This is a genomic window from Desulfopila sp. IMCC35006 (assembly GCF_005116645.1).
Taxonomy (GTDB): Bacteria; Desulfobacterota; Desulfobulbia; order Desulfobulbales; family Desulfocapsaceae; genus Desulforhopalus_A.
This window is the reverse complement of record NZ_SWCM01000010.1, coordinates 14,345-27,802: the sequence shown is the minus strand read 5'-3', so window position 1 is coordinate 27,802 and position 13,458 is coordinate 14,345. Positions and strand designations below refer to the sequence as shown.

Genomic DNA, 13,458 nt, shown 5'->3' with positions numbered 1-13,458 from the left:
AATACCGTTTTCTCACGACTCGCTTACCCCGGCAATCTCAATGCCATCTGGATCAATTACGACAAGCCTTTGCTTGTAGAGAGCACCGACTGCCTTTTTGAAGACCTTTTTACTTACTCCGAACAAAGCGTAGACATCTTCAGGAGGGCTTTTATCGGTGACGGCAACTCTACCGCCGCGATCTTTGATGATATCCAGAATTACCTGGGAAATATCATCCACCCTCCCATACCCTGTCTGCTGCAAGCGTAAATCGATTTTGCCGTCTTCCCGTACCTTTTTCACGAAGCCGCGCAGCCGCTGACCAATGACAATAGCCTGAAAAACTTCATTCTTATAGATCATGCCCGCATGCGCACTATTGACGACCGCACTGTAGCCCAAGGCTGTCTCAGCATAGACAAGAAGATCAACTTCTTCTCCCTCCGGGTATTTGGGGGGGGCGGGATCAAAAAATTTATCGAGCTTAGAAGAAGCGGTGATGCGATTGTTTTTATCATACAGAAAAATAAACACCACGTAAGATGTCCCTTCCCTCATGGCCTCCTGCTGTTCACTTCTCGGGACAAACAGATCGCTGTCGAGACCCCAGTTCATAAAGGAGCCGGCCGCACTGTTCGCCACTACCTGCAGGGTGGCGAATTCGCCAACCATACCATAAGGTTTCTGGGAAGTTGCCAGCAGTCGCTGCTCTCTATCGACATAAACAAAAACCTCAATTTCATCACCCGGCTGGTACTTTTCAGCAGAACATTTCCCTTTCAGAAGAATATCTCCCGACCTGCCGCCATCCAGATGGATGATATTGCCCCATTTTTGTTTTACAAAAAGCCTGTTTATTTTGCCAATCCGGATCATTTTCATTTACCAAACAGACCTTTGAGCAACCCTTTGGCCTGTTCGAGATCTTCCTTTAATTTTTCTTTGCGCTCGGTAGGAATTTTTCCTGTCTTGATAATTTCACCAAGTTCCTCTTGCGTGGGCAACTGATCTTTAACGAGCGATTCAAGATCGGGAGTAAATTTTGGCGCTTTGAATGTGCCGCCGACAAGAACCGGAACAGAAAGACCGGCCCGTTTCTCTTCATCACCCTGGCCTTTTATGGTACCGACGAGCGTCGGCTTGATTTTCATATCGAGCGCCTCGCTGACCAGGTTGGCGTCACCCGCAGCGGATACTCTGATAAAAGGTGACCGCAGGGTCGTTTCCGGGGTGCTAATCAGGCCGTTGGTTACGGTAAACGGGGCGTGCAGTTCGGCAAAATCGGTTTTCGGCTTTTCTCCCTGTTGCTGTTCCAGGGTAAAACCTGCTTTAATGGTTCGCGCCATTTGCGCAAGATCGAGACCAATCAGCGCACCATCCTGAAAGCGCAGATCTCCTTTGCCGTTAAGGGATTTCTTGATGCGTTCACCATTGTCACCCTGCATGCTGACGGCGATCTGTGCCTTAAGCATGCCTTCAAGGATCTCCTTACTGGCAAAATCCTTCAGCAGCGGGCCAACCTGAACACCGTCCACAGTGAGATTAAGCTCGGTGGCCGGAATATTTCTCTGGACATTAATGTTCCCGGTTGCGCCAATCTTGCCCTCGTAGAGGTCCATTGCCAGAGAATGAATCGTAAAAAGGCCGTTTTGGCCTGTGATACTGAGCGCCAGATTACTGAGATTTCCGCCATGCACTTTCACCTTGGCCAGCTTCAAGCTTGCCTGCAGCACCAGTTTTCGCAAGGGCCCGTAATCAATGGCGCTGCCTTTATCCGTCTGCCCCGAAGAATTCTTGCCTGACGCTGCCGGCACCGGCACTTGTGCTTGAACCGGCTCAACCTTACCAGGTCCTGAAGGCGCCTTGCTCTCTGCCTTCGCAGGCGGCAGGTAACGGTCGAGATCAATGGAGTCGACGGCCATGTTGAGCGATAGATCAGGCCGCGAAAAATCCTTAGCAGTCGTCTCCAGGGTAATCGAAGAATCGTCAAAGAGAATATCGCCATCAGACAAAACAACCTGGCGTGGATCACCGATGAGCTTGGCTTTGAACCCAAAATTCCCCAAAACCTGCGGATCGGCGGTAATTACTGGAAAACCTACCCCAAGAGCTGCAAACAATTTTCTCGGACTGAATGGTTCTACATTAACGGTCAGATTGTAGCTCTGTTTCCGCGTGATGTCTTCAAGATACCCGCTGGCCTGAATATGTAAAATTTCAAGAAGCTGCGCGGAAAGGTCCAGATTAATTTTTCCCGATCCGGGATCCGGCCCAACAGGTCCAACCGCCCCTTCCAGTTTTAACGGTTTCCCGTCAAGCACCGCTGCCATGGTCATTTTGATCGGTTTATCGAGCGAAACATCAACCAGTTGCAGGGTAAAATCAGATAGTTCACGTTGCTGTTTGTCTTTCAGGTCATTTATCCGGACCCGGCCATCGCTTATAGAAAACTCGCCGACCATAAGAGATTGCAGGACAAATTTTTCCCGGCCCTGCAGATCCGGGGAAGACAATTGTTTGTTTGTGTCCGTGCCTGGCGCTGCAGCTTGTTTGCCCGCAGCCGTCGTGGAGGGGGTATCTCTTTGCGTGAGTTTTTCCCAGTTCCAGACACCCTTCGGGTTCCTTTCCAGAAATATCTCCGGCCGCTTCACGACAAAACTGCTTATTTCCACTTTTCGTGACAGCAAGGGGAGCACCTTCAACCGGGCCTGAAAGCTGTCGACGGTAACAAATGTCTTTGCGGTGAATCCTTGTGGGTTATCGAGCTTGAGATCGGTAAACCCAAGGCCCACCCAGGGAAAAAGCGAGAGGCTGATTTTACCGCCCAGGGTTAATGGATAGCCGTATTTCTCGGTAACCAATTGCTCAATTCTCGGTTTATAGCTCTGGACATCAACAAGAGTAGTGAGCGTTATCACCCCAGCGGTGATAAGTACGCCAAGAGCTGCGACAAATATCAGGCAATACTTCAGCGGCTTCCTCATTTTTTACCTGTCTCCAATGTATTAGTTGCGGCTTTGTTCACGTTTACCGGGACTTGAAGGGATATTGACACGAACTCTCCTAACACGTATAAGACAAATCATCAAGAAGGCAATAAGGAGTCCTCCTTCGATGCGAAAAAGAGCTCTCTTCAGCCGGACGAAGACTTACAAGGGGACACGCCATATCTCATGGACAAAGCCAGATTCTATAATTATGATAGAAAAGAAACATCAAAACGCCTCGAACCAGCATACGGTATTTCACTCAACCAAATATAATAATGGAGTTTACGCATGAAAAGAAAACTGTCTCACTTTGTTGTATGTTCAGCCCTGGTCGCATCCCTTACTTCCTGTGCCGCTCTAGACACCAACCAGAAACAGGGGACCGCAGTTGGCGCTGGTGTTGGTGCCGGGGTGGGAGCAGTATTAGGCCAGGCGATCGGCCGGGACACCAAAGGTACTCTTATCGGGGCAGGCATTGGTGCGGCCCTGGGAGGATTGGCCGGAAACCAGATTGGCCGGTATATGGATAACCAGGAGCAAGCCCTTCGCAATGCCATGGCCAGCTCGGAAGCAGCCAGCATTCAACGAAGTGAGGACGTTTTGACCGCCACCTTCAAGGGAGAGACCTTCTTTGCCCATGACTCCGCTACGCTTTTGCCCGGGGGTTATACAGAAATAGCCAGGATTGCCAGAGTTCTGAACCAGTACAACCAAACCCAGATTGAGGTAGGTGGTCATACTGATTCCACCGGATCGGAACAATATAACCTGCAACTGTCCATGCGCCGGGCGGAAGCGGTTAAGAACGCCCTGGCACAACAAGGTGTCAACCCGGCAAGGATACGGGCGGTCGGTTACGGTGAGAGCAGACCCATCTCCTCCAATCCTGCCATGAACAGAAGGGTTGAAATCACCATTATTCCGTTAACCAATTGATACGATCAAGAACATAGCGTGTACATAACATCCAGTTTTTTATCAACATCTGGATGTGTTATCACATCTACCGGCAATCATATAAGCGTTACGCCGCGTATATGATTGCCGGGCACGTAGCAACGCAGTTGTTGCGGTACGTGCAACCTCCGCGGCAAAACGTTACCTCAGCACCCTATAATTGCTTGCTTTTTCGCAAACGCAACCAAACTGTTGCACTGTCTCTCCATTTTTCTCCTCGGTCGAAATTCCGCAATCGGCATATACATCATGCAACAGGCACCTCTTCTGTGCTGCACTGAACCATCATATGCAACTTTTTTGTGGCGGCTCATAAACAGACGGTGAACCAATTTTACCGGAAAATTACTTTTTCAGCACAAAAGGCAAATCCAACCCATCGATAATATTATTTTTATTTATTTTATTGCCATGTTCCATCAGGCGTCGGCATAAAAGGTGCATCTGATGAGCCGGGAACTGCAAATGAATAAATATATTATCATATACAGCATAGGCTTAACCCCGCTGCTGCTGCTCGGTCAAACCGAAACCGCATGGGCGCTTCAGTCGCATAGTGCGCCGGAGGGGCTCTATGTCCATCAGATGGCTCACCTCCTTTTCATGGGGGCTTTAGCCTATCTCTATTGGCATACCCGCTATTCCCCGGTTCTGATCAGCAAGGGTTGGAAATATCTACGACTCTTTTGCATCCTGCTGTTCTGCTGGAATCTGCTGGCCTTTGCCGGACACCAGGCTTTCGAACATCTCACTTCATCCGACTTCATCAATAAAAACAACTTGACGGAACAGATAGCTCCGCCGCTTTCTTTTGTCAAAGTGCTCTATTCTGTCACCAAAATGGATCACTTCCTCAATGTCCCGGCCCTGTTGACTTTAACGATCAGCCTGCGGACCTTCTACCTTGAAGTACTGAAGGAGGACAGCCTGTGACGGCTCTTCCGCTCTTGCCGGCTGTTGCTGTCGAGTTTTTTGGCTCGGGGCTGGCGATACTCTTTAGTTTCACCGCCCTCTGGTATGCCTGGGCGCTGGTCAGACTGCGGCCGGATAATTTTATCTGGGGATTTCTCTTTTATTTCTGTATCGCCATGGCTGCATTTTCACTCTCCCGGGGAGTTGGCCATATGGTCCGAATCTTTCTGGTTTACAGCGATCATGAACCAATATGGAAAAAGCTCTCCCCGTATTCAGGTGGGTTCAATACCATGCTGATGATTTCCGTTGCCGCGGTGACCATCTATTACCATAAGGGACTTGAGGCATATAAAGCCATCAGGGCCAAAGCCGAAAAATTGACCGAAGCAAATACTAACCTGGCCACAAGCGCCGAACAGCTGCGGCAGCTCAACAGCCATCTCGAAGAGATGGTCGAGGAAAGGACCCGCAACCTGTCGGAATCTGAAAAAAAATTTCGCAATTTTTTTCAAAACTCAAAAGATATTATATACTTTTGCGATATAAATGGCATAATAACCAACATCAACCCCAGCGGCATTCGTCTTTTGGGCTTTGACGCGCAACAGACAAGTGTCAACTTTCACCATTTATTCAATAATGCCAATGTTCTCGAACGATATTTAGCCGAACTGCACGACAACGGTTCTGTCAGTGATCTGGAAATGCAGTGTACCGGGAAAGACGGCACCACCCGTCACATTCTCCTCTCCGCCAACGCACTCTACGACCAGCATGGCAAAATTATCGGCTGTGAAGGGATCGGTAAGGATATGACGCGTATCAAAACTATCACCGAACAACTCATCAACCAGGAAAAAATGGCTTCGATCGGCCAGATTGCCGCTGGCGTCGCTCATGAAATCAACACCCCGCTCGGTATAATCCTTGGCTACACCCAATTGATGATGGACGATTTCACGCAGGATTCGGAAATGGCCGACAATCTCAAGGTAGTCGAACGCCAGACTACGGCCTGCCGTCGTATTGTCGCCGATCTGTTGAAATTTTCTCGTCAGTCGGAGAGCGAGAAATCCCGCATTGACATAAATAGAATCATCGAAGAAGTACTGTCCGTCACCGAACACACCTTAAACCTTCATCAAATCAGCGTGATTCGCCGATTCGACGCTAACCTGCCGGCGATATTCGGCGATGCAGAAAAGCTCCACCAGGTTTTTATCAACCTTTTCAACAATGCACAGCATGCCATGCAGGATGGTGGCAAAATAATACTACAAACCGGCAAAACCGTGCAGGACGTACGGGTCTCGGTAGAAGATACCGGTACAGGCATTGCGGATAGCATCAGAAATAAGGTATTTGACCCTTTCTTCACCACCAAAGAGGTCGGCAAAGGTACCGGTCTTGGTTTATCAGTCACCTACGGCATAGTCCAGGAACATGGCGGAACCATTCAAGTGGAGAGCCCGAGAATTGATCCGACGACCCATTTACCATCGCCGGGAACAGCTTTTCATCTCCGCTTCCCGGCAATAGCAAAGAACAACACCAATGACAAGGAGCACCAGTAAAATGGCGGAAATACTTGTACTAGACGACGTACTTGATGCAGTGATTCTCGTCAAAAAAATACTGACGAAACAAGGACATACGGTTCACACCTTCACGGAAGAAGAGCAGGCGATTGGTTTTGCCGGCAAAAATCATATCGACCTGGCCATTCTCGATATCAAGCTGAAAAAAATGAGTGGCATTCAGGTGCTGGAACAATTAAAAAAACTCAACTCGACAATAAAAGTCATCATGTTAACCGGTTACCCGACCATCGAAACGGCACGGGAAGCAATAGAACTGGGTGCCGGAGAGTATTGCGTCAAACCGATTGATAAAAAAGAACTGGAAGCAAAAGTAGCAGAAGTACTCGCTCGCTGATATCAGCAGGAAAATTCAGAAAACAGAAACCGAGGAGATTTGCATGAAAAAATCAGTCTACTCCATTTGTGGCATGTGCACGGTCCGTTGCCCCATCCGCGTGGAGTCCGAGGATAACAAGATCACCTGGATTGAAGGGAACCCGCATTTACTCGGCGGCGCCCTGTGTGCCAAAGGTACGGCAGGACAGGCATTACTCGAAGACCATGAGCGGCCGCAGCAGCCGTTGATCAGGGTCGGTGCCCGCGGCGCCGGACGCTGGCGGGAAGCCAGTTGGGAGGAAGCTCTCGATTATGTTGCCGACAAGTTAAAAGACATCAAAAAGAATTATGGTCCGGAATCAGCGGTGCTCTCCTCTCGCGGTGGTCCATGGCAACAGATGTACAAGGCCTTCATCCATGCCTTCGGCTCGCCGAACTACACCAACCATGACTGCACCTGCGGCCGGAACACCCACCATGCCAGTCTGTCAATCAATGGAGTCGGCCGCAAGGGTTTTGCCTACGATGTAAAAAACGCCAAACATCTGGTTCTTTTCGGCCGTGACATGTTCTCGGCGCTGCGTATTGCCGAAAACCACCAGACCCTCGATATGCTCGACAAGGGCGGCCGCCTTACCTACGTCGATGTCCGTCAGACCATGACCGGGGCAAAAGCCACCCGCTTTTTCCAGGTCCGTCCGGGTACCGATTACGCCCTCGCCCTCGGCGTCATTCATCAGGTCATCAAACAAGGCTACTACGACAAGGACTTCCTCGCGCGCTACGTCACAGGTTTTGAGGAGCTCTGCACTTTTGTTGAAGAGTACACTCCCGCCTGGGCTGCCAAGGAATGCGGAGTTAAGGAAAAGGACATCCTCGCCTTTGTCGAAGAGATCGGCGCCGACCGGCCCAATGTCATTTTTCATCCGGGCTGGAACCTGGCCCGCTACAGTGATTCCTTTTATGCCAGCCGCGCCATGCACATCCTCAATGTGTTGATGGGCAACATCGAATTAAAAGGCGGTCTGTTCATCCCAAAAGGTGCCGGAGACTGCGGCAAAAAAGGCATCCGCTCCATCGACTGTCCTAAACCGGATATCAAGAGAGGTGACGGCGTGGGCTGGCAATACACCCATTTCGAAAAAGGCCCCGGCCTGGCCCATCTGTTCTTCAATCATATGCTGTCCGAAGATCCGTATCCGATCAAGGCCTGGATTGCCATGCGTCATGATCCGTTCTCCGGCATGCCCGACCCCGAGAAGCAGAAACTGGCTATGGACAAATGTGACCTGCTCGTGTCCATCGACACCAATTACAGTGAATTCGGCTGGTATAGCGATGTCATCCTGCCGGAGTCGACCTATCTCGAGCGGGATAATTTCATTGTCCAGCAAAAAGGCCTCAAGCCGCGCCTTACCCTCAGAAGAAAAGCCGTTGAACCCAAATACAATACCAAGTCCTCCTGGGAAATATTCACCGAACTGGCGAATCGCCTGGGCCTTCACGACACCTTTCCCTTTAAGACCATCGAGGAACTGTGGGCCTGGCAGCTTGAGCCGACCGGTTACACCATGGCTGATTTTGATGCAAAAGGTTTTATTGAGCTGTCAGACAGCCCGGTCTTCTATGACCGCGACAAGCTCGACGGCCAGTTCAAAACACCAAGCGGCAAGATCGAGATTATCAGCGAGCTGCTCACCAAGACCGGTCTGCCTTCTTTAAAGCCGTTTGTAAGCCCGGAAGCCCCGGAAAAAGACATGCTTCGCCTCATCTACGGCAAGGTGGCGGTTCACACCCAGGGGCATACCACGAACAACCCGATGCTGTCCGAACTGATGCCGACCAATACCGCCTGGATCCATACGAAAAAGGCCAAAAAACTTGGCATACAGAGCGGGGATCTGTTGGAACTCTCGTCAGCGGATAAATCCTACTGCGCCACGGTCGCCGCCCATGTGACCGACCATGTCCATCCCGAAGCGGTCTTCACCGTCCACGGTTTCGGCAAGGAAATCCCCCGCCAGACCCGCAGTTTCATGGCCGGAGTCAGTGACCAGAAACTGATGATCGGCGCCCTCGATAACTGGGACCAGGCAGGTGGCGGCGTCAACCTCTGTGAGATTTTCGTCCATGTGAAAAAGAGTATCCGTAACACCAAGAGGAGAGTTGAACTGTGAAAAAATATATGCTCCATCTCAACACGCGCCGCTGCATCGCCTGTTTCGGCTGCATGGTGCACTGCAAAGTGAACAAAAGTCTGCCGGTCGGCCCTTTTCTCTGCGACATCAGCTGTACCCCGCTGAAAATGATCGGCGGCGTACCGAAAACAGAAATCACCTTTTCTGCCTGTCGCCACTGCGAGGAGCCACTTTGCGTGCCAGTCTGTCCAACCGACGCAATGGTTAAACGGGAGGATGGCATCGTCTACATCGACCAGGAAAAATGTATCGGCTGTATGGCCTGCAAAACAGCATGTCCCTGGGATATCCCGGTAAAAAATCCCGATGACGGCAAAGCGGTGAAGTGCGATCTCTGCATGGACCGTATCGATGCCGGGCTGAAACCGGCCTGCGTTGCCAAATGCACCACCCATGCCCTCCAGCTGGTCACGCTGGAAACGGTTTAGCAATCAGAATCCCGGCTGAAGAGATTCATGCATATTGATGACAGCCATAAAGAGGGTGACTTCCTGAAGGTGTTTCAGGAAGTCACCCGTCTTATCAGCATGGTCCACGACCCGCAGCAGGTCATGGACCTGGTCGTCAGGCGTCTGCCGGGACTCCTGGAGGTCGATGCCGCCACCATCCGGCTGCTCGACAGCGGCACCAACACCTTTGTGCTCGGTGCCGCCTGGGGAGTTTCCGATGAGTACCTGTCGCGCAGCACCATCGACTCAAAAGAGGTCATGGCGGCATTGCTGCAGGGACAACCGACCGCCAGAACCGGTATCGATGTCATCTGCGACCACGACAGTTGCGCCTACATGTCCCGGGAAGGAGTAAAAAGCGCCATGTCGCTGCCTATTCTCTACAAAGGGCAGGTGATTGGTCTGCTGCGGCTACTGACCAAAGACACCCGGCAATTTACCGAGGCGGAAATTGCCTTTGCCATGTCTCTTGCCGAACAGGTTGGTATGACCATCGCCAACGGGCGCATGTTTCAGGAGATGGAAAATCAGGTGCAATTTTTTCGCGAACTGCGCGTGATTTCCAGGCTGGTCAATTCGACTCTTGATCTGGACCTGATCTTAAAAACTGTCGTCGACAAACTTCCAGGCATCATGGGAGTAAAAGGCTGCACCATTCGCCTGCTCCATCCGGCGACAAACCGCCTCGAGCTGGTTGCGGCTTCCGGGGTGTCCCGTGAGTACCTTGACCGCGGCAGCATCAGCCGGGAAGATTCGATCTTCAAGGTATTGAAAGGTGAACCGGTAGCCATTTACGATGCCCCCAACGATCCACGGGTCGACTACCACGAGGCGATAGAAAAAGAGGGTATTAAATCGATACTGGCCATTCCGATCAGCAATGAGCAGGAGATTATCGGGGTGCTGCGGCTGCTTACCGGGGAACATCACTGCTTTACCCCCATGGAGATAAATTTTGCAGTCACTGTCGCCGAAGAAGGCGGCAACGCTATCGAGAAAGCACGGACATACCGGAAAATAACCCTGCTCTTCAATCAGATCGAAGAACATGAACGCTTTCTGCAGACCATTCTCGACTCATTATGGATGCAGCTTCTGGTTGTCGATCCGGATAAACGGGTCATTATGGTCAATAAACATTTTCTGGAGACAAAGAACTGCACCGAGGCGGAAACTCTCGGTCGTCACTACCGGACAATCTCCCCCTGGAGCAGTGACGACACAACGGAATGCCCGGTCAGTACCGTGCTCGTCAGCCGCAAACCGATAACCGTTCTCCATCGGCTTGATGAAGACGGATCCGACTCGAAATGGTTTGAGCACCATCTGGCACCGATCCTCGACAACGACGGGAAGGTCAGTTTTGTCGTTGAGGCAGTTCGGGATATAACCGACCAAAGGTTGCTGGAACAGGAAAAGATGGAACGGATGAAGCTCCAGGGAGTGATCGAAATGGCCGGAACCGCGGCCCATGAGTTGAACAGCCCACTTTTTGCCGCGCTCGGTACGGCGCAACTGCTGCGGGACGATCTGGAGTCTGAAGAGATGATTGCCGAAATGGACACGATCATCCGCAACCTGCAGAAGATGTCCACACTCACCCGGCAAATGACATCAGTGACCGGCTTTGAGAGCCGGGAATATGTCGGTGAGACAAAGATTGTCCAGTTAAAATAAAAAACCGAATTTCTCAGAAAAACTGAGATGTAACAAGGGCAGTATATTATTTTATTTAACGGAGGAAAAAAAATGAGAAGAGTTAGTTTGTTACTCAGCGTGGTGGCACTTTTTGTGTTCGCCATGGCATCCAAATCCTGGGCCATTGACGCACAGCTGTCTGGTGACAAGGTCAAGGCGGGCGACGCGATCACCGTCACCGGCACGATCGATCCAGGCCAGGAATTGTTTGTTGTTGTCGCCACCGAAAAAATGTTCAAACCAAGTGATGCAGATGGCCCCAAAGAGCGCAAGGAATTAAAAGGTGGCAAAGGCGGCAAGAATGCCTTCGGTGATACCGCCATCCCGCCAGTCTACTATGTGGTTACCAGTGATCCAACCAAACTCGCCACCCCAAAATCCTCCACCAAAGGCCAGACCAGTGGCATCTTCGCCTTCCCGCCTTTCAAGTATGAGGTACGGGTCAACAAGCTCAAGGCCTGGGCTGATATCCCTGAAGAAACAAAAAGTTATCTTGGGCCGATTAAAGATGAAGCCCAGTGGAAATTTATCGCCTTCACCCACGAAAACAAGTTCGGCATCAATACCATCTCCAAAGAAGCACCCATTGGCGGCGGCAACGCCCGCTGCATCATGACCGACTACAACACCGAGAAAGAGGCCTGGAATAAAGGGGCAACCCTCTCTCTCGATAAAGCCACCGGCAAGTTCACCATGACCATGGCGCCCTACAAAAACCTGGCCCCGGACACCAGGATGAAGGTCTATGTCAATGGTCAGGATATCGGTAATTTCACCATTGAGAAATCCACCTACTTTTTCAAGACCGCCAATATCTACATGAATCCGCTGGTGGTCTTCTTCGGGGCCTTTATCATCGGTTGCCTCTTTGTTATCATGGGTGCTGCCGGGGGACTTTTCACTGCTGCCTTCCAGGTAACCGTGCTCGGAACCAAAGGCCCGATCGGTATCAACGCCGCGAACACCATTAAACCGACCAACCTCTTTTTGACCCTCTGTTCCCCGATAACCGGGTTGATGAACTATTTTAAAGAGAAGCGTTTCGCCTGGCCGGTCGCTATTTTCTTTGCCGCGGGTATTGTTATCGGAGCCTTTTTCCTCGGACCCAACTTCTCGGCCAAATATCTGCCGTTGAAGGCCTATAAATTCTACCTTGGTATTATCTGCCTGATCATCGGCATCAAGCTTTTCATGGAGAGTCTGCCGAGCTCCATTGAGAAAAAGAAAGCGATGAAAGCCATTATCCAGAAGTTCAATGCCGCCGTCAAAGAAGCCAAATCTTCCGGCAAAGCCATGGAACTCGGTAAAGTTGAATTCGAAAAGTTCAATATCATCAAGTTTGACATGAAATTCTGGGGTGAAACCTTTGTCGCCCGGCCCCTGATCATGCTTCTCTCCGGTATTCTGATGGGAATGATCGCCGCCTCCTTTGGTGTCGGCGGCGGCTTTATGTTCATGCCGTTTATGACCACCGCCATGGGTTACCCGATGTACCTTGCCGTACCAATTGCCCTCGCCGGCACCTTTGCCACCTCCGTCGGCGGAATTGCCAAATTCTCTCTGATGGGTTACCAACCAGACTGGATCATGGCCGCAGCAATAGCCGCAGGCGCTATCGCCGGCGGTATGGTCGGACCAAAAATCCAGAAACACCTGCCGGAAATTTTCCTCAAGAGAATGCTCGCTCTGGCCCTGGTGATAGTCTTTCTGAACTATACGGATGCGCTCTTTTTCCTCCGTTAATTATCTTCACCCCGGGGCTGATACCAAATGGCACACTTGTTAAAAATCATTTCGAGCGCATTGGATTTTCTTTACTTTGAGCTTATCAGCCCCGGTTTCGTCATTGTTGCCAAGGGGTTGGATATGCTGTTTATCCAACCCCTGCAATTTCTGCAGATCCCACCGGTACTGCAGATAATGTTCGTCGCATTTCTGACCGGCATGCTGTCCATGGCCATTCGCCGTCTTGTGCGAGTCGAAGAAAAAGAGGCGGCGTTTAAGAAAACTTTTACCCAGAAAAAAGATGCCCAGGACGACCTGAAGCTGATCAGTGACTGGAAAAGCAGGGAAACATTTGCCAAAACCATCGATAACGACATCGATAACGATTTCAACGGCTATCTGGCGGAACGGTTTGCCCGGCACGGCATGGTCTATCTGCTGCCGATATTTCTCAGCCTGTTCTGGCTGGAAAATGTGCTTGGCTCAACCATTCTGTTTTCTTTGCCGGAAAACCGTTTCGGCATCCAGGGGATCTATCCGCAATTCGTTTTCCTGCTGACATATTGCCTTGTACTGGTTATCTTTTTCAGGGTGCGCCGGAGAAAACGAAAGGCAGCGAGCTGATCGA

General features: G+C 50.8%; 11 protein-coding genes. 9 read left to right on the top strand and 2 right to left on the bottom strand.

Translation table 11 applies throughout. The annotated features are described in order from the left end of the window. Positions 1 to 12: 12 nt before the first annotated feature. Both FCL47_RS16205 and FCL47_RS16200 read right to left on the bottom strand, forming a co-directional pair. On the bottom strand, positions 13 to 858 hold the full coding sequence (locus FCL47_RS16205; protein ID WP_136814578.1) for a S1 RNA-binding domain-containing protein: 846 nt from the start codon (positions 856 to 858) through the stop codon (positions 13 to 15). Between the two features lie 2 nt (positions 859 to 860). Next, complete coding sequence (locus tag FCL47_RS16200) at positions 861 to 2,966, bottom strand: AsmA family protein (protein ID WP_136814577.1); 2,106 nt, start codon at positions 2,964 to 2,966, stop codon at positions 861 to 863. Between the two features lie 294 nt (positions 2,967 to 3,260). Between FCL47_RS16200 and FCL47_RS16195 the strand changes: the two genes are divergently transcribed. The 9 genes from FCL47_RS16195 to FCL47_RS16155 all read left to right on the top strand — a co-directional run bounded on the left by FCL47_RS16195 (position 3,261) and on the right by FCL47_RS16155 (position 13,454). Beyond that, positions 3,261 to 3,908 carry an OmpA family protein gene (locus FCL47_RS16195; protein WP_136814576.1) on the top strand — a complete coding sequence of 216 codons (648 nt, stop codon included), beginning with the start codon at positions 3,261 to 3,263 and terminating at the stop codon, positions 3,906 to 3,908. Between the two features lie 486 nt (positions 3,909 to 4,394). Beyond that, positions 4,395 to 4,862 (top strand): hypothetical protein, encoded by a 468-nt coding sequence (locus tag FCL47_RS16190; protein WP_136814575.1) that lies wholly within the window; start codon positions 4,395 to 4,397, stop codon positions 4,860 to 4,862. Beyond that, the gene (locus FCL47_RS16185; protein WP_136814574.1) at positions 4,859 to 6,418 is read left to right on the top strand and encodes a nitrogen regulation protein NR(II); all 1,560 of its coding nucleotides are present in this window, start codon (positions 4,859 to 4,861) and stop codon (positions 6,416 to 6,418) included. The genes FCL47_RS16190 and FCL47_RS16185 overlap by 4 nt, the downstream gene beginning before the upstream one ends. Before the next feature lies 1 nt (position 6,419). Continuing rightward, positions 6,420 to 6,779, top strand: coding sequence for a response regulator (locus FCL47_RS16180; protein WP_136814573.1), 360 nt, complete (start codon positions 6,420 to 6,422; stop codon positions 6,777 to 6,779). 43 nt (positions 6,780 to 6,822) lie between these two features. Beyond that, a complete protein-coding gene (locus tag FCL47_RS16175) occupies positions 6,823 to 8,937 on the top strand; it encodes a molybdopterin-dependent oxidoreductase (RefSeq protein ID WP_136814572.1) in 2,115 nt (704 codons plus the stop codon). Then, the gene (locus tag FCL47_RS25460; protein ID WP_136814571.1) at positions 8,934 to 9,386 is read left to right on the top strand and encodes a 4Fe-4S dicluster domain-containing protein; all 453 of its coding nucleotides are present in this window, start codon (positions 8,934 to 8,936) and stop codon (positions 9,384 to 9,386) included. Before FCL47_RS16175 ends, FCL47_RS25460 begins: the two co-directional genes overlap by 4 nt. Positions 9,387 to 9,413: 27 nt before the next feature. Continuing rightward, positions 9,414 to 11,084, top strand: a complete 1,671-nt coding sequence (locus FCL47_RS16165) for a GAF domain-containing protein (RefSeq protein WP_136814570.1) — start codon at positions 9,414 to 9,416, stop codon at positions 11,082 to 11,084. A gap of 72 nt (positions 11,085 to 11,156) precedes the next feature. Continuing rightward, complete coding sequence (locus FCL47_RS16160) at positions 11,157 to 12,848, top strand: sulfite exporter TauE/SafE family protein (protein ID WP_136814569.1); 1,692 nt, start codon at positions 11,157 to 11,159, stop codon at positions 12,846 to 12,848. Positions 12,849 to 12,875: 27 nt separating this feature from the next. Next, positions 12,876 to 13,454, top strand: a complete 579-nt coding sequence (locus FCL47_RS16155) for a hypothetical protein (RefSeq protein ID WP_136814568.1) — start codon at positions 12,876 to 12,878, stop codon at positions 13,452 to 13,454. Positions 13,455 to 13,458: the final 4 nt, after the last annotated feature.

Coding starts and splice junctions, on each gene's coding strand:
- FCL47_RS16205 (WP_136814578.1), bottom strand. CDS start 858: ATGATCCGGATTGGCAAAATAAACAGGCTTTTTGTAAAACAAAAATGG.
- FCL47_RS16155 (WP_136814568.1), top strand. CDS start 12,876: ATGGCACACTTGTTAAAAATCATTTCGAGCGCATTGGATTTTCTTTAC.
- FCL47_RS16180 (WP_136814573.1), top strand. CDS start 6,420: ATGGCGGAAATACTTGTACTAGACGACGTACTTGATGCAGTGATTCTC.
- FCL47_RS16195 (WP_136814576.1), top strand. CDS start 3,261: ATGAAAAGAAAACTGTCTCACTTTGTTGTATGTTCAGCCCTGGTCGCA.
- FCL47_RS16200 (WP_136814577.1), bottom strand. CDS start 2,966: ATGAGGAAGCCGCTGAAGTATTGCCTGATATTTGTCGCAGCTCTTGGC.
- FCL47_RS16165 (WP_136814570.1), top strand. CDS start 9,414: ATGCATATTGATGACAGCCATAAAGAGGGTGACTTCCTGAAGGTGTTT.
- FCL47_RS16190 (WP_136814575.1), top strand. CDS start 4,395: ATGAATAAATATATTATCATATACAGCATAGGCTTAACCCCGCTGCTG.
- FCL47_RS16175 (WP_136814572.1), top strand. CDS start 6,823: ATGAAAAAATCAGTCTACTCCATTTGTGGCATGTGCACGGTCCGTTGC.
- FCL47_RS16160 (WP_136814569.1), top strand. CDS start 11,157: ATGAGAAGAGTTAGTTTGTTACTCAGCGTGGTGGCACTTTTTGTGTTC.